The sequence below is a fragment of the Hyphobacterium sp. genome (genome assembly GCF_965229905.1).
Lineage (GTDB): Bacteria > Pseudomonadota > Alphaproteobacteria > Caulobacterales > Maricaulaceae > Hyphobacterium.
The window spans coordinates 1,282,468-1,304,561 of the sequence record NZ_OZ245930.1; the positions used below are offsets into that span (position 1 = coordinate 1,282,468).

Sequence of the window (22,094 nt, forward strand, 5' to 3'; positions counted from 1 at the left end):
ACCGCCGCAATTCCTAGGTCACGCCCAACCGGATTTCGCCCCGCGGAATCGGTCAACAAGAAGGAGAGTAGCGATGTCGACCATAGCGGTCAGCGATGACTCGTTCGAAAACGACGTTCTGAAAGCCGACAAACCCGTCCTCGTGGACTTCTGGGCGGAATGGTGCGGCCCCTGTAAGCAGATCGGGCCGGCGCTCGAAGAGCTTGCCAATGAAATGTCGGGCGAGATCACGATCGCCAAGGTCAATATCGACGAAAACCCGATGACCCCGGGCAAGTACGGCGTGCGCGGCATCCCCACGCTGATGATCTTCCAGGGCGGCGATGTCGCTTCGACGAAGATCGGCGCCATGGCCAAGGGCAAGATCGAGGAATGGATCAAGGAAACGCTGGTGTCGGCCGCGGCCTAGTTTCGATTTCCAATGTCATTTGAGAAGGGCCCGCCAGTTGGCGGGCCCTTTTCTTTAGCCGCTTGTTGTATGCGGCGTGATGCCCTCATTGAGGCCGAGCACTTCACCCGCCAGATAAAGCGAGCCGCAGATCAGGATGCGGGGCGCCGGATCGTCCCGGACCGCGTCAGCGATGGCGGAATAGAGATCGGCATTGCTTTCGGCGACAAGCCCCGATGCCTCGGCGGCGGCGACAATGGCGTCCGGCGCCTGCGAACCGGCCCTTCCACCGGAGAACCCGATCGCCTGCACCCGCCGGGCCAGCCCGGCAAATGGCATGAGGAAAGCGGCGGCATCCTTGTTCGGCGACATGGCGCAGATCAGTATCAGAGGCCGCGGGGCGCGGGTCTCCAGGTCCGCCATGGCGCGCGCCAGCGCCTGGCCCGCCGAGGCGTTATGGCCGCCATCCAGCCAGATCTCCCCTGCCCCGGCCGCTTCGACGACGGGCCCCGAACCCAGCCGCTGAAGGCGGGCCGGCCAGCTGGCCGCTTGCAGCCCCTCGCGGACTGCAGGCTCGGGCAGTCCGGCGGCGCGGGCGGCAGCAATCGCGATCCCGGCATTGACGATCTGGTGTTCGCCTTCCAACGCCGGGCGGGGCAAATCCCAAAGCAGGTTTTCTTCCTCGTAGACGAGGCGTCCCTGTTCGCTCCAGGCGCGGTAGTCGCGCCCCCAAAGCCGCGCCGGTGCACCGATGGCGTTGGCGATCGACGTGATGCGGTCGTCGGCTTCGGGCGTTTGCGGTCCGATAATGGCCGGCACGCCCTTTTTCAGGATGCCCGCCTTTTCACCCGCGATTCCGGCGATATCGGTACCAAGAAATTCCGCATGATCGAGGCTGACCGGAGTGATCACGCTGACCTTCGGTCCGGCAATGACATTGGTGGCATCCAAGCGCCCGCCGAGACCGACTTCGAGGATCAGCCGGTCCGCAGGGGTTTCTTCAAACAGGAGAAAGGCGGCGGCCGTTGTGATCTCGAAGAAGGTGATCGGCGCGCCATCATTTGCCGCCTCACAGCGGGCAAAAGCATCAATGAGCCGCTGGTCGTCGACGATTTCGCCGCCCAATACGATGCGTTCATTGAAGCGCACCAGATGCGGTGAAGTGTAGACATGGACTTGCTCGCCCACGGCTTCGGCCATGGCCTTCAGATACGCGCAGACCGATCCCTTGCCATTGGTGCCGGCGACGTGGATGACCGGCGGCAAGCGACGCTGCGGATGGCCCAGTTTTTCCAGCAGGCGTTCTAGACGGCCCAGCGAGAGATCGATTTTCTTCGGATGGAGGCCGGCCAGCCGGTCGAGGACCGGCTGGAGCGCGTCACTCTTCGGCATAGTCGGCCGGGGCCGTATTGCGGCGCAGCGCCGGTGCGTTCGATCCGCCGCGTTTCGTCAGCGTGCGCAGTATGCGGCCGAGAACAGAGCGCAAGTCGCGGCGGTGCACGACGCGGTCAATCATGCCTTTCTCCAGAACGTATTCCGCTGTCTGGAAATCCTCCGGCAGTTTCTCGCGAATGGTCTGCTCGATGACGCGCCGGCCGGCGAAGCCGATCATCGCGCCGGGCTCGGCGATATGAATGTCACCGAGCATGGCGTAGGACGCTGTCACGCCGCCGGTCGTCGGATCGGTCAGAACCACGATATAGGGCAGGCCGGCCTCATTGAGCTCCTGGATGGCCAGCGTGGTACGCGGCATCTGCATCAGCGACAGACAGCCCTCCTGCATGCGGGCGCCGCCTGCGGCGGTGAAGGCGACAAGCGGTGTGCGATCTTTCATTGCCGCCCCGGCCGCAGTGATGAAGGCCTCGCCGGCTGCCATGCCGAGCGAGCCCCCCATGAAGGCGAAATCCTGGACCAGAACGGTTGCCGGCACGCCACCAATCGCGCCTTGGGCGATCGCCATCGCATCGTCGCGGCCGGTCTTCTTGCGCGCCGCGGACAGGCGTGAGGTGTAAGTTTTGTCATCCTTGAATTTGAGCGGGTCTTTGGGAACGTCCGGTGTGCCGAGCGTCGTCCAGTCGCCGTCAAACGTGAATTTGAAGCGATGGTCGGGGCCGATCCGCATGTGATGACCGGCGGGTGTCACAAACAGCCCGGCCTCGAGGTCCTTGTGGAAGACCATTTCACCGGAGATCGGGCATTTGACCCAGAGGTTTTCCGGCGTGTCGCGCTTGGCGAACATTTTCGAGACACCCGGAGGCGTGAGACGTTCCAGCCAGCTCATGGCAATCCTGCTCTATGACGCAGCGCGAACCGCTGCCGACAGTGTCCAGACCAGTTCTAACGCACTTTGCGTGCCGCCGTCATGGTTTGCACTCACAATGGCGCTGCCGACCACGACGGCATCCGCGCCGCCGGCCGCGATCTCGGAAGCCTGATCGGGTGTTTTCACGCCAAAGCCCACCGCAACCGGCAGGCCGGAGGCGGTCTGAACACGCCTGACGGCTTCGGCGACATCTGTCGCCGCGCCGCGGCCCATTCCGGTCACACCGGTCGTTGAGACATAGTAGACAAAACCGGACGATCCTTCGGTGACGGCTTTCAGGCGTTCATCATCGGTCGTCGGTGTCGCGAGCCGGATGACGGAAATGCTCACCGCCGCCAGTGCTTCACGCAGCTCGGTATCTTCTTCCGGCGGCAAGTCCACGCAGATCAGACCGTCGACACCGGCCGCGGCGGCCGCCTTGGCGAAGTTGGCGAAGCCGAAATGATGGATGGGATTGGCATAGCCCATCAAGACGAGCGAGGTGTCGGGGTGCTTTTCGCGAAAGGCTTTCGTGAGTTCGAGCGTTCCCTTCAGCGTCATGCCGTTGTCCAGCGCGCGCAGGGCGGCGGCCTGGATGGCCGGCCCGTCCGCCATCGGATCGGTGAAAGGCATGCCCAGCTCGATGATGTCAGCGCCGGCAGCGGGGAGCTGGTCAAGAAGGTCTGCCGTCTCGCCATCGCCGGCCATAATGTAGGCGACGAAACCGGCGCGGTTTTCGGACTTCAGGCGTGCGAAAGTGGTGGTGAGGCGGTTCATATATTCAAGCTCACGATCGGCGCGACACGAAACGCCCATCCTCCCCCTTGACGGGGGAGGTGGTTGAGCGACGCGAAACCGGAGGGGGTGGGGGCTCCACCCCTCCCGTCCCTTCGGGACACCCTCCCCGTCAAGGGGAGGGATGAATGGGCGCGGCGAACGAAGATCATACCTCCACTCCCAGCATGCGCGCGACCTGCGGCACGTCCTTGTCGCCGCGGCCGCACATATTCATGAGGATGATGCCGTCCGGGCCGAGTTCCTTGGCCAGATCACGGACGCGGGCCAGCGCATGGGCCGGTTCGAGCGCCGGAATGATGCCTTCCAGTTTCGAGCACAGCTGGAACATTTCCATCGCCTCGTCATCCGTCGCGGAGACATATTCGGCGCGTTTCACATCGTGCAGGAAGGCGTGCTCCGGACCGATGCCGGGATAATCCAGCCCCGCGGAGATGGAATGGCCCTCGACGATCTGGCCGTCCGCATCCTGCAAGAGATAGGTGCGATTGCCGTGAAGAATGCCGGGTTCGCCGCCATTGAGGCTGGCGGCGTGGTCGGGCGTATCGAGCCCCTTACCGGCCGCTTCGACGCCGATCAGCCGGACGTTTTCGTCCTCCAGGAAGGGGTGGAACAGGCCCATCGCATTGGAGCCACCGCCAATGCAGGCTACGGCGGCATCCGGCAATCTTCCGATCCTTTCAAGCATCTGTTCGCGCGCTTCGCGGCCGATCACCGACTGAAAGTCGCGGACCATCATTGGATAGGGGTGCGGGCCCGCGACCGTGCCGATGACGTAGAAGGTCTCGCCGGGATAGGTCACCCAGTCGCGCAGCGCCTCGTTCATCGCGTCCTTCAGCGTGCCGCGCCCCGAGGACACGGCATGGACCTTTGCGCCGAGGAGCTTCATCCGGAAGACGTTCGGGGCCTGCCGCTCGACATCGGTGGCGCCCATGAACACTTCGCAGGGCAAGCCGAAACGCGCCGCAACCGTAGCCGTGGCGACGCCGTGCTGGCCCGCACCGGTCTCGGCGATGATGCGGGTCTTGCCCATGCGGCGGGCCAGCAGGACCTGGCCGAGGCAGTTATTGATCTTGTGGGCGCCGGTGTGATTAAGCTCGTCGCGCTTCAGCCAGATCTGCGCGCCGCCAAAAACTGCCGTCAGGCGCTCGGCGAAATACAAGGGGCTCGGCCGGCCGACATAGTGTTTCGAAAAATCCTCGAATTCGGCGGCAAAAGCCGGATCGGCCTTGGCCTCGTCATAGGCTTTTTCCAGCGCCAGAATATTCGGCATCAGGGTTTCGGCGACATAGCGTCCGCCGAATTCGCCGAAGCGGCCATTGGCGTCCGGATAGTGCGAGAAAGCGTTGGGTTTAGATGACATGGGCGGCGTTTCCTTTTCCTCCCCCGTTCACGGGGGAGGTGGCTTGAGCGAAGCGAAAGACGGAGGGGGATGACAACAGCCTCGCCATCGCCCCCCTCGTCCGGGCGTTCCGCCCGGCCACTCCCCCCGCAGGCGGGGGGAGAAAAGCTTTATTTCTCCTGTCGTCACCCTATTCCCTCACCGCCTTTGCAAAAGCCCTCATCAACGCCACAGACTTCTCGCCCGGCGCGGTCTCGATGCCGGACGAGACATCAACCGCACGCGCACCCGAGGCTGCCACAGCGGCGCGGACATTGTCCGGCTTGAGCCCGCCGGACAAGAGCCAGGGCGTTTGAATGTTCAGCTGTTTCAGCAGTGCATAATCATAACCCTCGCCCCAACCGCCGGGGCGGTCGGCGCCTGCGGGTGGTTTGGCGTCGAACAGCAGCATGTCGGCGACGCCATCATAGGCCGCCGCCGCTGCGAGATCGCCGGCGCCCGCTACCGGCAAGGCCTTGATCACGCCTTTTCGGGCGAACGCGCGTGCCACGCCGGCTTGTTCTGGCGTTTCCGATCCGTGCAACTGGATCCAGTGGGGTTCAAGCGTGCGGCCGATCTCCTCGAGCAGAGCGAGATCGGCGTCGACGGTTACGGAGACCGCCTCGACATCGTTGCGGACGGCGGAGACCAGCCCCGCCGCCATGTCGGGATCGATATGGCGCGGCGAAGGCGGAAAATGCACAAAGCCGACCCAGCGCGCGCCAAAACGGACGGCGTCCAGCACATCGCTCTGCGTGCGCAGGCCGCAAAACTTGATCTCGGTCATGCGAAGGCAGATAGCCTATTTTGCGGAGGCGTCGACGCGTTCGCGCAATTCCTTGCCGGTCTTGAAGAAGGGCACGTGTTTGTCCTTCACGGAGACCGTTGCGCCGGTGCGGGGATTGCGGCCCTCCCGTGCTTTGCGATGACGCACGGAGAAAGCTCCGAAGCCGCGCAACTCGACCCGGTTTCCATCGGCCAACGCATCGCCAATCTCGTCGAAGATCGCGTTCACGACGCGTTCGACATCCCGCTGGAACAAGTTCGGATTTTCCTCGGCCAGCCTGGCAATGAGTTCCGACTTGATCATGGACGTCTCCCCCCTCAAGCTGTGAGCGGGTAAGTTGCGCCAGCCCAAGCCAATGAGTCAATGAAAGATCACAAGAAAAGGCCGGGCGCTTATGCACCCGGCCCGATCCTGTGGCGAAAACAACCTTTCGGCTATTTTCCGGCGCCGGCTTTCACGGCCTCGCGCACCTCGGCGACTTTCGCCGATTTCACGATCTCGATGCCATTGGCTTCTGCATATTCCACCAGCTGAGCCTTGGTCATCTTGTCGAAGTCGACGTCATCGGATGCTTCTTCGACTTTCTCTTCGACCTTTTTAGCCGCTTTTTCGGAACCCGTTGCCGTTTCATCCGACGCCTTGCGGTCGGTCGACTTCGGTTCCTGCTGCTTCAGGGCTGCACCGAGGATGTCGCCCAGCGACGCGCCCGAATCGGACGAGCCATACTGTTCGACAGCTTCTTTTTCCTCGGCGATCTGTAGCGCCTTGATCGACAGCGAAACGCGGCGCGAGGACTTGTCGATATTGGTGACCTTGGCGTCGATCTTGTCGCCGACCGCAAATCGCTCGGGGCGTTGTTCGTCGCGGTCGCGCGACAGGTCGGACTTGCGGATGAAGGACTTCATCGCATTGTCGTCGCCGAAGGTGACCTCAATACCGCCCGAGGTGATCTCGCTGACGGTAACGGTCAGCGTCTGACCCCTGCGGACACCGCTTTCGTCCATCGGATCGCCGGCGAGTTGCTTGATGCCGAGCGAGACGCGCTCTTTCTCGACATCGATGTCCAGCACTTTGGCTTTGACGATATCGCCCTTCTTGTAGTCCTGAACCGCGGCATCGCCGGACTTGCTCCAGTCGATGTCGGAGAGGTGGACCATGCCGTCGATATCGTCGTCGATGCCGACGAAGAGGCCGAATTCGGTGATGTTCTTGACTTCGCCCTCGACGGTCGAGCCGATCGGGTGCTTCTCGGCGAGCAGATCCCAGGGATTGCCCTGCGTCTGCTTGATACCGAGCGAAATGCGGCGCTTGTCGCTGTCGACGTCGAGCACCATGACTTCCACTTCTTCGGAGGTGGAGACAATCTTGCCCGGATGGACGTTCTTTTTCGTCCAGGACATTTCCGACACGTGAACCAGGCCTTCAACGCCCGGCTCCAGCTCCACGAATGCCCCATACTCGGCGATATTGGTCACGCGGCCTTTGAAGGTGGCGTTGACCGGGTATTTCGCGGCGATGCCTTCCCACGGATCCGACATCAGCTGCTTCATGCCGAGCGAGATACGCTGGGTTTCCGGATTGATGCGGATGATCTGGACGTTAACGGTCTGACCGACTTCCACGACCTCGGACGGATGACCGACGCGACTCCATGACATGTCGGTGACGTGCAGCAGGCCATCGATGCCGCCGAGATCCACGAAGGCACCGTAATCGGTGATGTTCTTGACGACGCCTTCGCGGGCTTCGCCCTCGGCCAGCTGGCCCACAAGCTCGGCACGCTGTTCGGCGCGGGATTCTTCGAGAACGGCGCGACGCGAAACGACGATATTGCCGCGCGGGCGGTCCATTTTCAGAATGGCGAATGGCTGTTCGATATTCATCAGCGGGCCGACATCGCGGACCGGACGGATATCGACCTGCGAGCCCGGCAGGAAGGCGGACGCTCCGCCCAGGTCGACCGTGAAGCCGCCCTTGACGCGGCCGACGATGGCGCCGTTGACCGGATCCTTGGTATCGAAGGCTTTCTCGAGACGATCCCAGCTTTCTTCGCGGCGCGCCTTGTCGCGCGAGATGACGGCATCGCCGAGCGCATTCTCAATGCGCTCCAGATAAACTTCCACGTCATCGCCAATGGACGGTGCGGTCGAGCCCGGGCCGGTGAATTCCCGAAGCGGAATCCGGCCTTCGGTCTTCAGACCGACATCGACGGTGACGAAATCATTTTCGACCGCGGTGACGCGGCCTTTGACGACCGTGCCCTCGGCGAGGTCCTGGCCGGCAAAGCTGGCTTCCAGCATCGCGGCGAAATCATCGCGGGACGGGGTTTGGGTTTGGGTTTCGGACATGGGTTGGAGGAACTCCGGTATGAAACGATATTCCGGCCTGCCGGTTGGCTCCGGCGGTCTTGCCTGATCGGCCTATTTCATACGCGCTGTGCCGCGCGGACGCGGCGGGTTGAAGAATGGACGAACTGACATCGGATACCCAATGGGCGGAGAGTCCCACCATCAGGACCCGAACGTTCAGGCAGTCCGGCTAGTTGCGCGGCGTGGCGCCCGTCTTGTTCTCGATGATGCGGACGGCCTCGGCGAGCGTGGCGTCTATACTCAAATGAGTCGTATCCAGCAAGATGGCATCCTCTGCCCGCATCAGCGGGGCGGATTCCCTGGAGGCATCGCGGCGGTCGCGTTCCTCGAGCTGGCGGCGGACGTCTTCCAGGCTTGTGCTATCGCCGCGTGCGACCAATTCGCGCCATCGGCGCTCGGCGCGGACGCCGGGATCGGCGTCGATATAAAGCTTCACATCGGCATCCGGACACACGACCGTGCCGATGTCCCGTCCGTCGAGCACGGCGCCGCCATCCTGCTCGGCAAAGCGCCGTTGCAGGGCGAACAAGGCGTCGCGCACCTTTGGCTGGGCAGCGACAACAGATGCAGCAGCGCCAGCCTCGGCAGTGCGAATGGCGGTCTCGTCGATTTCAGCCGGGTTCAATGACAGCGCCGCCTGTTCCGCAGCGGCCACATCGGCGGGGTCCTTGCCAGCCGCAAGAACGCTGATGGCGACCGCCCGATAGAGCGCGCCCGTATCGAGATGCGCGAGGCCGAACCGGACCGCCAGTCCGCGTGCCACCGTGCCTTTTCCCGAAGCTAAAGTTCCATCTACCGCGATAATCATGGCAGCGCCTCTATCATGGCCCCGGTCCGGTTCATATCCCCTGTAAAGCCCGGATAGCTCGTGGCGATCATGCCGGCCTGATCGGCGATGACGGGCTGCTCGGCCGCGGTGCCAAGAACCAGTGCCGCCATCGCGATGCGGTGATCGCCATGTGTGTGAATGGCGGCACCGCCCCTGACCGTATCGGCGCCGACGATGATCAGGTCGTCGCCTTCAATCTGCGCCTCGACACCGCTGGCCACCAGCAGCGCGTGTGTCGCCGCCAGCCGATCGCTCTCCTTGGCGCGCAATTCGTGCAGGCCGCGCAGTCGCGATGTCCCCTTTGCGAACGCACAAGCGACTGCGAGCACCGGGTATTCATCGATCATATCCGGCGCGATATCGGGTTCCAGATCGATGGCCTGCAAACGCGACGCACGGACCGACAGGCCGGCAACGGTCTCGCCGGCGGCGGTTCCGCTGTTATCGAAGCGAATCGCGGCCCCCATGCGCTCAAGAACCCGGTAGAGCCCGGTGCGGGCGGGATTTGTCATCACATTCCGGATCGTGATGGACGAGCCCGGACAGATGAGGGCGGCAACGGCCGCGAAAGCCGCCGAGGACGGATCTCCCGGAACCGTCAGTTCGGCCGCCGTCAGGGATTGCGGGCCGGCCAGGCGGATCACGGCGCCCCCTGATGATTCCGGTTCAACGGTGAGTTCGGCGCCGAACAGGCGCAGCATTTTTTCCGTATGATCACGGGTCAGACGGCTCTCGCGCACAATGGTCTCGCCCGCCGCGCCGAGACCCGCCAAGAGAACGGCCGATTTGACCTGGGCCGAGGCAATCGGGGGCGAATAATCGATTGCGGTGAGTTGCGCCCCCTCAAGGATGACCGGAAGCCGCCCGTCGCGCGATCCGGCTTTCACGCCCATCGCTTCGAGCGGATCAAGGATGCGCCGCATCGGGCGCGATGACAGGCTGTCGTCGCCGATGAATTGCGCGCTAATGCCGGCGCCGGCGACCGCCCCCATCGTCAACCGGGCGCCTGTGCCGGAATTGCCGAAATCAAGCGGTTCTGACGGTGCTACGAAGCGACCGCTACACCCTTGCACAGTCCACACACCCGTCTCGATCTGATCGCGCTGGATCCCGGCACCTAGTGCGCTCATGGCCCGCGCAGTCGCGAGAACATCGTCCGATTCGAGCAGGCCGCGGATCCGCGTCGATCCGTGCGCCAGCGCTCCGAGGATCAGTGCCCGGTGGGAAACCGATTTGTCGCCCGGCGCGGCGAAGCTGCCATGCAGGGGAGCGGCGCGTGAGGCGCGCGCCTTGGCAGCCGGTGACGATGGAGCGTTGGACATTGGCAGATGGACAATTCACGAGTCAGCAGACATAGGCTTTTGACAGGACGCGGTGAACGTGGCAACGACGCGCGCCGTAACCACAGACATCCGGGCCGCCATGCTTGTCGCCAAGGCCCGACAGACTGCCGATGGGGACCGTCATGGCTAAGCCCAACCTTGGTGAAAAGCGCATTTGCCCGGAATGCAGCGCGAAATTTTATGATCTGAACAAGGATCCGGCGCACTGTCCGAAATGCGAACACGAGTTCACGCCGGATACGGTGCTTCCGGTCGAAAGCAAAGCCCCGGCACCGGAGCGGTCGACCGAAAAGGACGACCAGACAGACGAAAAGGAATCGGACGACGAAGAAGACGAGGACGACGTCCCGGAAATCGACGAAGGCGACACGGTGCCGCTCGACGACGCCGATGACGACGACGATGATGATGATGAAAAGCCGGAAGGTGATGACCTTCCCGAGGGCTTTGACGAAGACGATATCGACATCGACGATGATGATGATGACGACGTGCTGCTCGATGATGATGAAGACGATGATGACTTCGGCATCGCCGGCGAGGAAGACGACGACGATTAATGCTGATTGAGCGGCGCTAATGCCGCTTGATCCGTGCGTGGGCTTTGACTAGTTTCCGCGCCTCGCGCCGCCCCAAGGGCGCAAAGATTTCGGGGCTATAGCTCAGTTGGGAGAGCGCTTGAATGGCATTCAAGAGGTCGGCGGTTCGATTCCGCCTAGCTCCACCAAGTCAAACCCCGCGCTGACAAGCGTGGGGTTTTTCTTGCAAAGCGCCGGAGTCAGCACGCGTCACAGGACGTGACCGTCTGCCCCCAAAGCCGCGCATCTCTCCGATGCTAGAAGCGGCGGCCCAGCCCGATACCTGCGAAATACTGCATATCGTCACCGCGGATGGTGACGATCGGGCTGTCCGCAAAGTCGCCCTGCAGACGGCTGATCCCGAAAATGCCCGTTACCGACCAGTCATCGGTCACGAGTTGGTCGAGGAAGAGGGTCAGGCCGATGTCCTGGACGCCGCTCTGGGCCGTATAGACCGGGAGGCCAGAGGCGGCCGATCCGTTGGGGGTCACCGAGAACAGCGCGTCAGCATAATCATCCGGCGATCCCGAGACCGACAGGTTCGCGATGAACAGCGTCGAACGGGACAGCGGCGTCGCATAAGCGGCCGAGCCGGACCAGAAGACGCCGCTGTATTCACCCGTCACGTCCATGCCGAGGCGGCCGCTGAAATAGACGCGGTCATGCGGATTTAACAGGCCTTCCGCGGCCAGGTAACGCACGAAGCCGCCGGTCACGATCGCATTGTCGGCTTCCGGCAGGAGGTCGACCACGGCATCGCCCGTGTCGTCGTCACGGCCGCCATAATAACGAAAATAAGCGCCGGCCTCGATCCCGTTCTGGTTCACAAAACCGGCGGACAGGCCCGGCCCTTCCGCCTGCAGCACGACGCTTCCGAGCCGGACACGGCCAGCCGCGAAGGGGATGAAACGGTAGCTGTCGGCGCCCGGCGATTCCGGAATGGCCGCAACGCCACCGGCAATGAAGTTCGGCGCGCCTTCGCCGTCTTGGGCCAGGGCGGGCGTCGTGGCGAGGGCTGCGATCAAAATGGCGAGGCGGAACATGGTCGACTCCTGACGGTGTGCGGATGTTCTTCTCTACGAAAGCTAATGAATAATGGATTGGCAGCGAACGCTTCTTTTACCCAGAGCGGATAAAAGTGGCGATGTGAAACACGCGCTTGCAGCCCTCCTTTCCAGCTTGCTGTTGACCATTCCGGCCGACGCCCTCGGCGGTGGCGGCGGCGACGGCGATGAGGAAAGCGGCGGACGGCGTCACCGTATCATCACATCATCGGACGATTTTATACCGCTCGATCCGCTCACCGCGACGGTACATTCCGATTTCCGCTTGCGGGGCATCCTGCATATCGAGGCCGGGCTGGACATTCCCGACAGCCGCTTGCGGCATCGTGCGGAGCGGCTGATGCCGCGTCTGCGCGACCGCTATGTCTCGGCGCTGGCGATGTACGCCGGTGCGAATTACAGCTATGGCGAAGTGCCCGACGCGGACCGGATTTCAGACATTCTGCAGCAAGCCACCGATGAGGCGCTCGGCGAAAGCGGCGCCGAAGTCCTGCTCGGCATGGTCATTATCCACGACAACTAGGGCGCGATGGTGTCCATGAAGCGCGCCAGCTCGAGATCGAGTGTGGTGACGCCGCCGGCATCATGGGTCGAGAGCAGGACATCGACCTTGTTGTAAACATTGAACCATTCTGGGTGATGGTCCATCTGGTCGGCGCGCAGAGCGACGCGTGTCATAAAGCCGAACGCCTCATTGAAATCGGCAAACTGGAAGACTTTCCGGATCGCGTCGCGGCCGTCGACCACCGCCCAGCCTTGCAGTTCCGCGACTGCCTTTGCCGCGCCGATCTTTTCCGCCATGACGGCCTCCCGCTGTTGATGCAGGAGGCAGTCTGCCGATTGGCCGGAGCGGATCAAGAGGCCGATTGCCGCCAGGCCGAGCGGTAGACGAGGCCCAGCGCAAGCGTGGCGAATACGACCATTGCCAGGATCCAGATGGCGTATGCCTGGAACATGACCGCCAGAATACCGAGCGCAGCTATCGGCGCGAGCACCGCCAATGCCATTAATGTCGAGGTCCGGAAGAACAGCCGGGCCCACTCGCGCACTTCGCGGCCAATCGGCCGGTGAAACACAATCAGCAATGCCAGGCCGGCCAGGAGCTGGATAGCGCCCAACCAGGCGTCGGCAGGGAAATTGGTCAGCGCATGGCCGATGATGGCGGGCCAGACCGTGCCGGTGCGGATCGTCGCAAACGCAAAAGCGAGGCTGACAATCATGACCGAGACGCTGGTCGCGATCATCGCCGGATCGGTCGAGGCATACTGGACATGCAGCAGCGCAAAGGGAATTGCGGTGAAGAGTACGGCGGCGCCCGGCGCGAGGGCTTCGGTGAGCCGGCCAATCGCATAGCTGCGCCAGGTCAGTTCTTCGAGGGGCGGCACCAGTCCGAAACTGCCGATAAACAGGAAGGTCCAGAAGCTGACATCGCGCTCGGCTTCCCGCAATGCAGCCCAGATGGGTGTGTCCTGGCCGATCGGCGCGACATCCTGCAGGAAGAGAACCAGCGTTCCCGGAGCGCCGGCGATCAGCCCCAGCGCGATCCCCCATTTGAAAATACCGGTCAGGGTGAGATTGCCGCGGCCCAATGCGTAACTGCGGGCGGTTCGCCGGCCGCGCACAAGCCCGAAGGCGAGCGCCAGAATGAGCAGAATTCCGTACTGCATCGCGAACATCTGGAGCAGCGTCCCGCTGCCGGCCAACAGGTCCTGCTCGCCGCCAGTGAGGCCGAGCGCTTCCCCGATGGACGGGGTAATGAACTGCTGCGCCATTATGGCCGCCGTGGTCGACGCGCCGATCAGCGCCACAACTTCCAGTCCGGCGCCAAGCGCCGGCAGGTATCCGCGCTGTGGTGCGTCTGGCTGGAAAGCGGTTTGGGATGACGTCATGGTTTGCTCCTTTTGTCCCATTGGACCCAAGGAGAGCCATACGCTTCGCGCGGCGTCGTCCGGTTCGGTTGGAAAACTTCAACCGGACCTTCATTTCACATATTTTCAATATGTTACGACTGCGCCAGCTCACGCCGCCAGGCGCCGGGCGAGGTGTTCAATTCGCGCCGGAACGCCTCGTACATAGCGGATTTCGATCCAAATCCGGCATCGAAGCCCAGCGCCAGCGTCGTGACGCGGCGATTGACCGGATCGCGGGCTAGCCGCTCCATTTCCGCTAGACGCGCCCGCAGGACCGCATCGTGGAAATTGGTGTCGCCGCCAATCCCGATAGCCTGCGTCAGCCGCTCCGGGGCCCAGCCCAAGGCGTCCGCGAGCCGCGGTGCCGTGAGGTCCGGATCGAGGAAGGGTTTCTGCGTGCCGAGATGGTCCCGGACGGTGGCGAAATCGGCTTCGGCCGCGGCGCGATCAATGCTGGGTTCAGCGCGCGCCTGACCGGCCATAAATATCCCGGGCCGGGTCAATCCCCGATGCGCGACATAAACCACTTGCAGGATCTGAAAGCAGAGTAGCGCTGCGACATGGAGGCCGAGGGGCAATACCGCGACAAATGAATTGCCATAGGCGAGCAACGACACCGTCAGCACGATCAGCGAGGAGACAGCCCAGATCCGGATCCAGCCCGGATCCACCGGTCCAAGATTGGAGTAGCGGTCCTTGGCGCGCCGGCGCAGGCGCGCGGCTATCTTGAGCGAAAGCAGCGGCCACAGTGCGGACAGGATGAGGGCGGCCGGCGGCAATCCGATCAGCCAGGCGGGCGGTTGCTCGACCAACATGGTGCCTTCGCGGATTTCGACGCGCGTCAGCATGGGCATCAGTGTGACCAAAACGGCCACGAGCAGCAGGGCGGCACCCTGCCAGCCGAGTCCCAAGGGCAGTCCGGCGGACGCCCGCGCGTAGGTCAATTGGGCGGGACCCAAGCTAAACAGCAGGAACTGTCCCAAAGACAGCAGGATCAGCGGCCAGACGGCCGGGAACGCCGAAGCAAGGGCGACCACCGTAAAGGCGCCGGCCTGTGCGGCCAGCCAAAAAAGCAAGGCGCCATCGGCGGTCTGGAAAGGGCGTTTCACCGCGAGCACGGTCAGCAGGAAACCGCATATCGCTGTGCCCAGAATGGCGAGGGTCAGGATCATTGCGGAAAGACTTGCGACACCGCGCCGGCATTGTCAGCCGAAAATTAACGCGTTTCTGTTTGGATGCTTGCAGTTCGTGGATGGAAAGGAGGCGGCGATGACCCGTTTTCTGAAATCGGAAGCCAATCCGGGCGGCCGCAAGCTGGAAGACATTCTCATGGAGTTGCGCTCGGACGTGCTCCTGCGCTGTACGAAGATTGCCGATGATCACCGGCCGGAAGCGCTGAAAGTGCTCGCCAACAACATGAAGGTGCTCGAACACCTCACGGCGGCGTTGGAACTGGCTCAGGACTCGACCAATGTGCTGGATCGCGCCTTCGGCCCGTCGGAGGCCGGCGATGGCGGGCAGCCGCGCATCGGCGTCGCCTGAGCCGGCTTAAGCGGCCAAGCTTTCCCCCCTTAGGAGTTTCGGCAGATCGCCGGTTTCGCCGCCGGCTTCGCGCATGAAAAACCGCCGGGCAGGCGCAATTCTGTCGACCATCGAAAGACCCAGCCCGCGCGCCCAGCGCAATGGGCCGATATCATTGGAAAACAGGCGGTTGAAAAGATCGGTCGCGGCCACCAGCCCCATGGAATCGAGCTTCCGCCAGTTGGCATAGCGCTGCAGCGTGACTGGCGATCCGAGCTCCAGCCCCAGCGACTTGGCTTCGACCAAGACTTCGGCGAGGGCTGCTGCATCGCGAATTCCCAAATTAAAGCCCTGCCCGGCGAGCGGATGGATGCCGCGCGCTGCATCCCCGACATAGGCGATCCGGTCTTCGTAGAAGTTCTCCGCAAAGCGAACGCTCAACGGATAGGAGAATTTCGGCCCGACCGGTTTGACCGCGCCGAGGAAATCGCCAAAGCGTTTTTCAAGTTCCGCCTGCAATCCCGCTTCGTCGAGCCCGAGGATGGCCGCGGCGATATCGGTCTTCTCGGTCCAGACCAGCGATGACCGGTTGCCCGGCAGCGGCAGGATGGCAAACGGTCCGGCCGGCATGAAATATTCATAGGCGGCGCCGTCGTGCGGTTGTTCGTGCTCCACCGTCATGACAAGGCCGGCCTGGTTATAGGTCCAGCCTGCCGTCCGCGTCCCGGCCTGCTGCCGGGCGCGCGAGAACTTGCCATCGCTGGCGCATAGCAATCGCCCCGTGACGGCGCTTCCGTCTTCCAGATCCAGCCGGATCCCGCCGGGGATACGCTCCCAATTGCTGGCCTTGGCCGGCGCCCGTAAATCCAGCCATTTCGACGCCTTCAGGCATTGCGTCAACGCGTGACGGGTATGACGGTTTTCGGCCATGTAGCCCAAGGGCTCGCCGTCCTCTTCAGGGTGAATTTCACGGCGGTCGAAATGCAGGGTGTGCGCACCCGGTCCGCCGGGGCGGGCGCCGCCATAGGGCCGGCCATCGCACACCAGAATATGTTCGATACGCTGGACGTGTTCACGCAGTTGGTCTGCGGCGCCAATCGCCTCGAGCATGCGGAAGGACGTGTAGGCCAGCGCCGATGCCCGGCCGTCAAATTCCGGCGCCAGCATGTCATCCAGCGGCGCCGCGTCGACGAGCGTGACGGATAGACCGGCCTGATCGAGCGCCAGCGCCAGCGTCTGACCGGACAGCCCGCCGCCGAGCACGATCACATCGCAGTCGAATGTCTTTGTCATGGCGCGGACTTTAGACGGATGCGCGACGCGGGAAAGGGGGCGGGCTGCCGCAGGCCGGCCGCCTGCTTACATTCCACAAGTGACCGTATATAGCTGACCGGATGGCGCAGATTACGTCGCTCTATGTCTACAAGGTGATCAGCCAGGCGAGTCCGGGTGTTAAGACCCGTGACCTCCTGAATGGGCTTGGCCTTGATCCGGACGGGGCGGTCGATCCGGCTCTGCTGATTTCGTCTTCGGACTATTATGATTTCTTCGCAGCACTGGCGGAGCGCGACCCGAACGGGCTGCTGCTGCCACTGCGTATCGGCGCGTCCATGCGAACTGACGAGTACGGCGCCTTTGGCCTGGCCTGGAAGTCGGCTCCAGATCTGCGCGGATCGATGTTGCGGTCAGAACGCTACGGCCAGGTCCTCGGCAGCGCGGAAGTCTACTCGCTCGACGAGACCGCCGAAGGATTCTTCTTCTGTCTGGACAAGGCGGGCGACAGGCGGCCGGGAATGTTGCTTTCCAACGAGGCCAGCCTTTCCGCCGTGGACGTTATATGCCGCGAAGTCACGACAGCCGAATTCAGGCCGCTCGCCATATATTTCAAGCATGCCCCGCGCGGCGATATCGCGATTTACGAGAACCATTTTGGCTGTCCGGTTCTGTTCGAAACCGGACGCGATGCCCTTCAGCTGCGCGAAGACGATATTGATGCGCCCAACAAGGTCGGAGATGAAACCATTGCGAGCTTCTTTGACCGGCATCTCGAAAGGGAGCTTGCGATGATCGAGCGCGAAGCGGGGCTGGAACATGACGTTCGACGCGCCGTGGCAGACGTGCTCAGCGAGGGTGTGCCGACGCTTTCCCATATCGCATCGAAATTGGGTATCGGTGCCCGAACCCTGCAAAGGCGATTGTCAGATCAGGGTCATTCATTCCAGTCCGTCGTGGACGCGGCCCGCAAGGATCTCGCACGGCGATTGCTGCACGAGACGGCCTACAGTCTTGCGGAAGTGGCCTTTCTGACCGGGTTTTCCGAACAGAGCGCTTTTACCCGCGCGTTCAAGCGGTGGGCCGGCCAGACGCCGCGCTCCTACCGGCTTCAGGCCGGACGTCTTTAGCCACCCTTTTGACGCGATCAGTCAATTAATTGGCACAGGCCGCAAAGAGTGCGTGGGCGGATGCGCATAGCCATGACTTGCAAACCCGATAACGGAGCAAGTCAATGAAACATCTCGAGAATACCGAAGAGCTTACCCTGGTTCTGGGTGCCACAGGAAAGACCGGCCGCCGTGTGGCCGAACGCCTGGAAGCCAAGGGCCGCGCCGTCCGCCGGGGCTCACGATCGGCCTATCCGTCCTTCGACTGGGACAATGAAGACAGCTGGGAGGCCAGCCTGGAGGGTGTCACGTCAGCCTACATCACCTATGCGCCGGATCTGGCGATGCCCGGCGCCAGGGATGCGGTCCAGGCCTTTGTCGATCTCGCCAGCCAGCGCGGCGTGAAGCGGCTGGTTCTCTTGTCCGGGCGCGGTGAGGAAGAAGCGCAGGCTTGCGAGCGCATCGTTCAGACTTCCGGTCTGGAATGGACCATTGTCCGCGCCAGCTGGTTTTACCAGAACTTCTCGGAAGGCGCCTTCGTCGACATGGTGCTGAACGGTGCCATCACCCTGCCCGCGGGCGATCAGGTCGAGCCGTTCGTGGATGTGGATGACATCGCCGATGTCGCTGTCGCCGCCTTCATCGAAGATCACCACAATGGCGAAATCTATGAAGTCACGGGCCCCCGCGTGATGACGATTGCCGATGTCGCCGCGGACCTGTCGAGGGCGACCGGCCACAAGGTCGCTTATGTGAATGTCGCGCATGACAGCTTTGTTACCGAGGTCGCGAAATCCGGCGCGCCCAAGGATGTTGTCTGGATGCTCGACTATCTGTTCTCGACCGTTCTCGACGGACGCAACGCGCATCTGACGAATGGCGTACAGCGTGCGCTGGGCCGGACGCCGAAGGATTTCGCGGATTATGCCCGCGACGCCGCGGCCAACGGGGCGTGGGAGCGTGCGCAATGAAACGGATTGTCACGAGAACCGCGCTTGCCGCGGCGGGCGCCCTTCTGGGCGTGGTAGGCGGTGCGCTGATGTTGGCACCTCAGGATTTCCTGGCGACCAGCCATGTCGTCATCGAAAGCGATCCGGGCTTGATGTCCGAACTGGCAGCGCCGGCCGGCCTTCTGTTGGTGGCGGGTGTCCTGATGGTATCCGGCGCGATCCGTATCCGGCTCGCCGATCGGGCCCTTGTGGCCGGGGCGATCGTCTATGGCAGCTATGGCGCGGGACGCGTGATCAGCATGATGCTTCACGGCCTCCCGTCCGGCGCGCTTGTCGCCGCGACCGTGATCGAGCTGTCGGTGGCGGCCGTCCTGACCGGTCTGTGGCGCTCCGGCCTGTCCCGGAAACCGCGTCTCGATGCGGACGACGATCTGCGCGGCGCCATCGTTTGAGCCAGGCGCGTCAAACGATAATTCCCAACACAGGAGTTAGAACCATGACTTATGAATGGCTTGTCTTCGCCAGTTTTTTCCTGGCTCTTTGGAGCGCCGTTATCGGCGGTGTTTTCTCGGCTTTTTCTGAATTTATCATGGCCGGCTTGCGCAGGGCCAAGCCGTCCGCGGGCATCCAGGCGATGCAGGAAATCAACAAGACGGTCATCCGAACCCAGTTCGTCGCCGGAATATTGCTGATCCCGGTTCTGTCGGTTGCCGTGGCGATACTGGGTGCCAACGCCCTCGAGGGCACCGCCCGCATGGCGTTTTATCTGGCCCCGGTAGTCTTTATTCCGACGGTGTTTTTGATGACGATCATGGGCAATGTACCGATGAATAACCGTCTGGATTCACTCGACCCTGCAAGTGCCGAGGCGGCAGCCTATTGGAAGCTTTATGGCCGCCGCTGGACCCGGCTCAATCACGTGCGGTCCTTTGGCAGTCTTCTCACCGCTCTGGTTTATCTCGTCGGGGGCATTGCTCTCATCACGCGCGGGCAGGTTTGAGGCGGTGGATGTGGCCTCCTGCGCACATCCACATGTCTTCCCTTCGGCAAGACTGGCTGTGTTTTCATTGCCGCAGAATCCTAACGCCCGTTTACCCTCGACTCACGCTTTCCCGATTGAATGGCGCAATGGCAGGCTATGATGCTGTTTCGTCCGAAGACGTACCGGGCCGGGTGCGCCGCGCAGGCCGCGCGGTGATGGCGCGCGCCGGTGTGCTGTTGCCCGGCGGTCTGTTGCTGGCTACGAGCGGGCTCATCGCGCTGGCGCTCTACGATCACCATCCGCTGGATCCGAGCTGGAATGTGGCTGCGGCGGGACCCGTGACGCACCGGCTGGGCCCGTTCGGGGCCAACCTCGCCGATCTTCTGCTGCAATCATTGGGCTGGGCGGCGGGCGTCCTTGTCCTGGTTCTTGCCGGATGGGGCGTTATGAAGCTGACGCGGCCCATCCAGCCGCGATTCTTCGCGTTCAAATTCTTGCGCCTGACGGCCGCCGGATTTGCCGTGCTCGGCTTTGCGCTCGCACTGGCCTCCCTGCCCATTCCCGAGCGCTGGCCTTTCGCCACCGGTCTGGGCGGTATCGTCGGCGACGGCCTGTTGTTCACATTGACCGCGCCGCTCCAGGATCTGGGCGTTCCGGGCGCGATGATCATTGCCGCCGCATTCGGCCTGCTGGTAGCAACGCTTGGTGCCTTCTTCACCTTCGGCCTTAGACCGTCGGACGTGGTCGCGGCGGCCGACACGGCCAGCCTTGCCTGGGCGACGATGCGGGTGTGGATCGATTCTCTCGCCGGACGCATTCCCTGGCGGGAAGGAGCGCCGGACGGCGGTGCAGCGGGCGAACGAGCTGCGGCCGCCTCCAGGCCGCGGCCGAAGCGCCGGAAAGCGGAGACGCCGGCGGTCAAGGTCGCGCCGACGCGCAAGCGCAAAACGTCCGGCCGCGAGGCGCGGGAAGCGCAGGGCGCCCTGCCCTTTGCCGAATCCGGCGGATTCAAACTGCCGCGGCTGGACCTGTTGTCCCATCCGCGGGCGCGGACCGACACGGTGGATGCGCAATCGCTGCAGCAGAATGCCGAGCTGTTGCAGGGCGTGCTGGAGGATTTCGGCGTGCGCGGCGAGATCGGCCAGGTGCGGCCCGGCCCGGTCGTCACGCTGTACGAGTTCGAGCCGGCGGCGGGTGTGAAATCCTCGCGGGTCATCAATTTGGCCGACGATATTGCGCGCTCGATGAGCGCGACGGCGGCCCGCGTGGCGGTCGTGCCGGGCAAGAATGCGATCGGGATCGAATTGCCCAACCCGCGGCGCGAGACGGTGTTCCTGCGCGCGCTGTTCAATTCGAACTCCTTCGAGACGGCGAAAGCCGAACTGCCGCTGGCGCTCGGCGAGACCATTGGCGGCGAACCGTTCGTGGCCGATCTCGCGCGCATGCCGCATTTGCTGATCGCCGGTACGACGGGCTCGGGCAAATCGGTGGGGATCAATGCGATGATCCTGTCGCTGCTTTACCGGCTGCCGCCGGAAGATTGCCGGCTGATCATGATCGATCCGAAAATGCTGGAATTGTCGGTCTATGACGGCATTCCGCATTTGCTGTCGCCGGTGGTCACCGATCCGAAGAAAGCCGTCGCGGCGCTGAAATGGACGGTGCGCGAGATGGAAAGCCGCTATCTGCGCATGTCGAAGATCGGCGTGCGCAATATTGCCGGCTTCAATGAGCGGGTCGCGGAATCGCTGGCCAATGACGAACCGCTCGAGCGCACGGTGCAGGTCGGCTATGACCGCGAGACCGGCGAACCCTTGTACGAGACGGAGACGATCGAGGCCGTGAAGATGCCCTATATCGTCCTGGTGATCGACGAGATGGCCGACCTGATGATGGTCGCCGGCAAGGAGATTGAGGGCGCCGTCCAGCGCCTGGCGCAAATGGCGCGGGCTGCCGGTATCCACATGATCACGGCCACACAGCGGCCGTCGGTCGATGTCATTACCGGCACGATCAAGGCGAATTTCCCGACGCGGATTTCCTATCAGGTCACCTCGAAGATCGATTCGCGCACCATTCTCGGCGAGCAGGGTGCCGAGCAGCTTCTTGGCATGGGCGACCTTCTCTACATGGCGGGCGGCGGCCGGATAAGGCGCCTGCACGGGCCTTTCGTCTCAGACCAAGAGGTCGAGGATGTCGCCTCCTATCTGAAGAAGCAGGGCACGCCGGAGTATCTCGAGGAAGTCACCGAAGAAAGCGACGATGCGCCCTCGCCCTTCGAAGCGGCTTCGGGCGGATCGGGCGACGACCTGTTCGACCAGGCTGTGGCCGTGGTGGCGCGCGACCGCAAGGCCTCGACCAGCTATATCCAGCGGCGTCTGCAGATCGGCTATAACCGTGCCGCGACGCTGATCGAGCGCATGGAAGACGAGGGCATGATCGGGCCGGCGGATCACGCGGGAAAGCGCGAGATCTTCCTGCCCGAACACAACGCCGCCTAGCTCACGAAGAATT

General features: G+C 63.1%; 23 protein-coding genes, 1 tRNA gene and 1 pseudogene. 10 read left to right on the forward strand and 15 right to left on the reverse strand.

The window, feature by feature from the left end; all coding sequences use genetic code 11:
* Positions 1-73 precede the first annotated feature (73 nt).
* Positions 74-409: a thioredoxin TrxA gene (trxA, locus tag ACO08C_RS06440; protein WP_421788460.1), complete on the forward strand. Its 336-nt coding sequence runs from the start codon at positions 74-76 to the stop codon at positions 407-409.
* A 54-nt stretch (positions 410-463) separates the two neighbouring features.
* On the opposite strand, the gene ACO08C_RS06445 is transcribed toward trxA, so the two are convergent.
* From ACO08C_RS06445 to ACO08C_RS06490, 10 genes and pseudogenes are all read right to left on the reverse strand, one after another.
* The gene (locus ACO08C_RS06445) at positions 464-1,780 is read right to left on the reverse strand and encodes a bifunctional folylpolyglutamate synthase/dihydrofolate synthase (protein ID WP_421788461.1); all 1,317 of its coding nucleotides are present in this window, start codon (positions 1,778-1,780) and stop codon (positions 464-466) included.
* Positions 1,767-2,669, reverse strand: coding sequence for an acetyl-CoA carboxylase, carboxyltransferase subunit beta (gene accD, locus ACO08C_RS06450; RefSeq protein WP_421788462.1), 903 nt, complete (start codon positions 2,667-2,669; stop codon positions 1,767-1,769). The genes ACO08C_RS06445 and accD overlap by 14 nt, the downstream gene beginning before the upstream one ends.
* A 12-nt stretch (positions 2,670-2,681) precedes the next feature.
* The gene (trpA, locus tag ACO08C_RS06455) at positions 2,682-3,467 is read right to left on the reverse strand and encodes a tryptophan synthase subunit alpha (protein ID WP_421788463.1); all 786 of its coding nucleotides are present in this window, start codon (positions 3,465-3,467) and stop codon (positions 2,682-2,684) included.
* 166 nt (positions 3,468-3,633) lie between these two features.
* The gene (gene trpB, locus ACO08C_RS06460) at positions 3,634-4,848 is read right to left on the reverse strand and encodes a tryptophan synthase subunit beta (protein ID WP_421788464.1); all 1,215 of its coding nucleotides are present in this window, start codon (positions 4,846-4,848) and stop codon (positions 3,634-3,636) included.
* A gap of 169 nt (positions 4,849-5,017) precedes the next feature.
* Positions 5,018-5,653, reverse strand: a complete 636-nt coding sequence (locus ACO08C_RS06465) for a phosphoribosylanthranilate isomerase (RefSeq protein ID WP_421788465.1) — start codon at positions 5,651-5,653, stop codon at positions 5,018-5,020.
* 15 nt (positions 5,654-5,668) lie between these two features.
* On the reverse strand, positions 5,669-5,956 hold the full coding sequence (locus tag ACO08C_RS06470) for an integration host factor subunit beta (RefSeq protein ID WP_421788466.1): 288 nt from the start codon (positions 5,954-5,956) through the stop codon (positions 5,669-5,671).
* A 350-nt stretch (positions 5,957-6,306) separates the two neighbouring features.
* Positions 6,307-8,001 (reverse strand): annotated as a pseudogene (gene rpsA, locus ACO08C_RS06475) (30S ribosomal protein S1); the annotation flags it as partial.
* A gap of 190 nt (positions 8,002-8,191) precedes the next feature.
* Positions 8,192-8,830: a (d)CMP kinase gene (cmk, locus tag ACO08C_RS06480; RefSeq protein ID WP_421788467.1), complete on the reverse strand. Its 639-nt coding sequence runs from the start codon at positions 8,828-8,830 to the stop codon at positions 8,192-8,194.
* Positions 8,827-10,173, reverse strand: coding sequence for a 3-phosphoshikimate 1-carboxyvinyltransferase (aroA, locus tag ACO08C_RS06485; RefSeq protein WP_421788468.1), 1,347 nt, complete (start codon positions 10,171-10,173; stop codon positions 8,827-8,829). Before aroA ends, cmk begins: the two co-directional genes overlap by 4 nt.
* Positions 10,174-10,195: 22 nt before the next feature.
* Entirely contained in the window at positions 10,196-10,318 is a 123-nt protein-coding gene (locus tag ACO08C_RS06490; RefSeq protein ID WP_421788469.1) for a hypothetical protein, read from the reverse strand.
* Here ACO08C_RS06490 and ACO08C_RS06495 point away from each other — a divergent pair.
* A complete protein-coding gene (locus ACO08C_RS06495; protein ID WP_421788470.1) occupies positions 10,317-10,754 on the forward strand; it encodes a TIGR02300 family protein in 438 nt (145 codons plus the stop codon). The genes ACO08C_RS06490 and ACO08C_RS06495 overlap by 2 nt on opposite strands.
* A gap of 91 nt (positions 10,755-10,845) precedes the next feature.
* Positions 10,846-10,921: transfer RNA gene (locus ACO08C_RS06500), tRNA-Ala, on the forward strand.
* 108 nt (positions 10,922-11,029) lie between these two features.
* On the opposite strand, the gene ACO08C_RS06505 is transcribed toward ACO08C_RS06500, so the two are convergent.
* Positions 11,030-11,815 (reverse strand): MipA/OmpV family protein, encoded by a 786-nt coding sequence (locus ACO08C_RS06505; RefSeq protein WP_421788471.1) that lies wholly within the window; start codon positions 11,813-11,815, stop codon positions 11,030-11,032.
* Between the two features lie 103 nt (positions 11,816-11,918).
* On the opposite strand from ACO08C_RS06505, the gene ACO08C_RS06510 reads away from it, so the two are divergent.
* Positions 11,919-12,359, forward strand: coding sequence for a hypothetical protein (locus tag ACO08C_RS06510; protein WP_421788472.1), 441 nt, complete (start codon positions 11,919-11,921; stop codon positions 12,357-12,359).
* On the opposite strand, the gene ACO08C_RS06515 is transcribed toward ACO08C_RS06510, so the two are convergent.
* The 3 genes from ACO08C_RS06515 to ACO08C_RS06525 form a co-directional block, all read right to left on the reverse strand.
* Entirely contained in the window at positions 12,356-12,637 is a 282-nt protein-coding gene (locus ACO08C_RS06515; protein WP_421788473.1) for a 4a-hydroxytetrahydrobiopterin dehydratase, read from the reverse strand. The two genes, ACO08C_RS06510 and ACO08C_RS06515, sit on opposite strands and share 4 nt — an antisense overlap.
* A gap of 53 nt (positions 12,638-12,690) precedes the next feature.
* Positions 12,691-13,725: a CPBP family intramembrane glutamic endopeptidase gene (locus tag ACO08C_RS06520; RefSeq protein WP_421788474.1), complete on the reverse strand. Its 1,035-nt coding sequence runs from the start codon at positions 13,723-13,725 to the stop codon at positions 12,691-12,693.
* Between the two features lie 113 nt (positions 13,726-13,838).
* On the reverse strand, positions 13,839-14,918 hold the full coding sequence (locus ACO08C_RS06525) for a helix-turn-helix domain-containing protein (protein WP_421788475.1): 1,080 nt from the start codon (positions 14,916-14,918) through the stop codon (positions 13,839-13,841).
* A 97-nt stretch (positions 14,919-15,015) separates the two neighbouring features.
* Here ACO08C_RS06525 and ACO08C_RS06530 point away from each other — a divergent pair, with 97 nt between their 5' ends.
* On the forward strand, positions 15,016-15,288 hold the full coding sequence (locus tag ACO08C_RS06530) for a histidine kinase (RefSeq protein ID WP_421788476.1): 273 nt from the start codon (positions 15,016-15,018) through the stop codon (positions 15,286-15,288).
* 6 nt (positions 15,289-15,294) lie between these two features.
* Here ACO08C_RS06530 and ACO08C_RS06535 read toward each other — a convergent pair whose 3' ends face one another.
* Complete coding sequence (locus ACO08C_RS06535) at positions 15,295-16,560, reverse strand: UbiH/UbiF/VisC/COQ6 family ubiquinone biosynthesis hydroxylase (RefSeq protein WP_421788477.1); 1,266 nt, start codon at positions 16,558-16,560, stop codon at positions 15,295-15,297.
* Between the two features lie 101 nt (positions 16,561-16,661).
* Between ACO08C_RS06535 and ACO08C_RS06540 the strand changes: the two genes are divergently transcribed.
* From ACO08C_RS06540 to ACO08C_RS06560, 5 genes are all read left to right on the forward strand, one after another.
* Positions 16,662-17,669, forward strand: coding sequence for an AraC family transcriptional regulator ligand-binding domain-containing protein (locus ACO08C_RS06540; RefSeq protein ID WP_421788478.1), 1,008 nt, complete (start codon positions 16,662-16,664; stop codon positions 17,667-17,669).
* 104 nt (positions 17,670-17,773) lie between these two features.
* Positions 17,774-18,619 (forward strand): NAD(P)H-binding protein, encoded by an 846-nt coding sequence (locus tag ACO08C_RS06545; protein WP_421788479.1) that lies wholly within the window; start codon positions 17,774-17,776, stop codon positions 18,617-18,619.
* On the forward strand, positions 18,616-19,050 hold the full coding sequence (locus ACO08C_RS06550; RefSeq protein WP_421788480.1) for a DUF4345 domain-containing protein: 435 nt from the start codon (positions 18,616-18,618) through the stop codon (positions 19,048-19,050). The genes ACO08C_RS06545 and ACO08C_RS06550 overlap by 4 nt, the downstream gene beginning before the upstream one ends.
* Complete coding sequence (locus ACO08C_RS06555) at positions 19,047-19,598, forward strand: DUF1772 domain-containing protein (RefSeq protein WP_421788481.1); 552 nt, start codon at positions 19,047-19,049, stop codon at positions 19,596-19,598. Before ACO08C_RS06550 ends, ACO08C_RS06555 begins: the two co-directional genes overlap by 4 nt.
* A 128-nt stretch (positions 19,599-19,726) precedes the next feature.
* Positions 19,727-22,081 carry a DNA translocase FtsK 4TM domain-containing protein gene (locus tag ACO08C_RS06560; protein WP_421788482.1) on the forward strand — a complete coding sequence of 785 codons (2,355 nt, stop codon included), beginning with the start codon at positions 19,727-19,729 and terminating at the stop codon, positions 22,079-22,081.
* The last annotated feature ends 13 nt before the right edge of the window (positions 22,082-22,094 follow it).

What these genes read in the sequence shown, in the direction of transcription:
- trxA (WP_421788460.1), top strand. Translation starts at nt 74, where the DNA reads ATGTCGACCATAGCGGTCAGCGATGACTCGTTCGAAAACGACGTTCTG.
- ACO08C_RS06495 (WP_421788470.1), top strand. Translation starts at nt 10,317, where the DNA reads ATGGCTAAGCCCAACCTTGGTGAAAAGCGCATTTGCCCGGAATGCAGC.
- ACO08C_RS06505 (WP_421788471.1), bottom strand. Translation starts at nt 11,815, where the DNA reads ATGTTCCGCCTCGCCATTTTGATCGCAGCCCTCGCCACGACGCCCGCC.
- ACO08C_RS06530 (WP_421788476.1), top strand. Translation starts at nt 15,016, where the DNA reads ATGACCCGTTTTCTGAAATCGGAAGCCAATCCGGGCGGCCGCAAGCTG.
- ACO08C_RS06470 (WP_421788466.1), bottom strand. Translation starts at nt 5,956, where the DNA reads ATGATCAAGTCGGAACTCATTGCCAGGCTGGCCGAGGAAAATCCGAAC.
- ACO08C_RS06560 (WP_421788482.1), top strand. Translation starts at nt 19,727, where the DNA reads ATGGCAGGCTATGATGCTGTTTCGTCCGAAGACGTACCGGGCCGGGTG.
- cmk (WP_421788467.1), bottom strand. Translation starts at nt 8,830, where the DNA reads ATGATTATCGCGGTAGATGGAACTTTAGCTTCGGGAAAAGGCACGGTG.
- ACO08C_RS06515 (WP_421788473.1), bottom strand. Translation starts at nt 12,637, where the DNA reads ATGGCGGAAAAGATCGGCGCGGCAAAGGCAGTCGCGGAACTGCAAGGC.
- trpB (WP_421788464.1), bottom strand. Translation starts at nt 4,848, where the DNA reads ATGTCATCTAAACCCAACGCTTTCTCGCACTATCCGGACGCCAATGGC.
- ACO08C_RS06490 (WP_421788469.1), bottom strand. Translation starts at nt 10,318, where the DNA reads ATGACGGTCCCCATCGGCAGTCTGTCGGGCCTTGGCGACAAGCATGGC.
- trpA (WP_421788463.1), bottom strand. Translation starts at nt 3,467, where the DNA reads ATGAACCGCCTCACCACCACTTTCGCACGCCTGAAGTCCGAAAACCGC.
- accD (WP_421788462.1), bottom strand. Translation starts at nt 2,669, where the DNA reads ATGAGCTGGCTGGAACGTCTCACGCCTCCGGGTGTCTCGAAAATGTTC.
- ACO08C_RS06545 (WP_421788479.1), top strand. Translation starts at nt 17,774, where the DNA reads ATGAAACATCTCGAGAATACCGAAGAGCTTACCCTGGTTCTGGGTGCC.
- ACO08C_RS06525 (WP_421788475.1), bottom strand. Translation starts at nt 14,918, where the DNA reads ATGATCCTGACCCTCGCCATTCTGGGCACAGCGATATGCGGTTTCCTG.
- ACO08C_RS06445 (WP_421788461.1), bottom strand. Translation starts at nt 1,780, where the DNA reads ATGCCGAAGAGTGACGCGCTCCAGCCGGTCCTCGACCGGCTGGCCGGC.
- aroA (WP_421788468.1), bottom strand. Translation starts at nt 10,173, where the DNA reads ATGTCCAACGCTCCATCGTCACCGGCTGCCAAGGCGCGCGCCTCACGC.
- ACO08C_RS06540 (WP_421788478.1), top strand. Translation starts at nt 16,662, where the DNA reads ATGGCGCAGATTACGTCGCTCTATGTCTACAAGGTGATCAGCCAGGCG.
- ACO08C_RS06550 (WP_421788480.1), top strand. Translation starts at nt 18,616, where the DNA reads ATGAAACGGATTGTCACGAGAACCGCGCTTGCCGCGGCGGGCGCCCTT.
- ACO08C_RS06520 (WP_421788474.1), bottom strand. Translation starts at nt 13,725, where the DNA reads ATGACGTCATCCCAAACCGCTTTCCAGCCAGACGCACCACAGCGCGGA.
- ACO08C_RS06465 (WP_421788465.1), bottom strand. Translation starts at nt 5,653, where the DNA reads ATGACCGAGATCAAGTTTTGCGGCCTGCGCACGCAGAGCGATGTGCTG.
- ACO08C_RS06535 (WP_421788477.1), bottom strand. Translation starts at nt 16,560, where the DNA reads ATGACAAAGACATTCGACTGCGATGTGATCGTGCTCGGCGGCGGGCTG.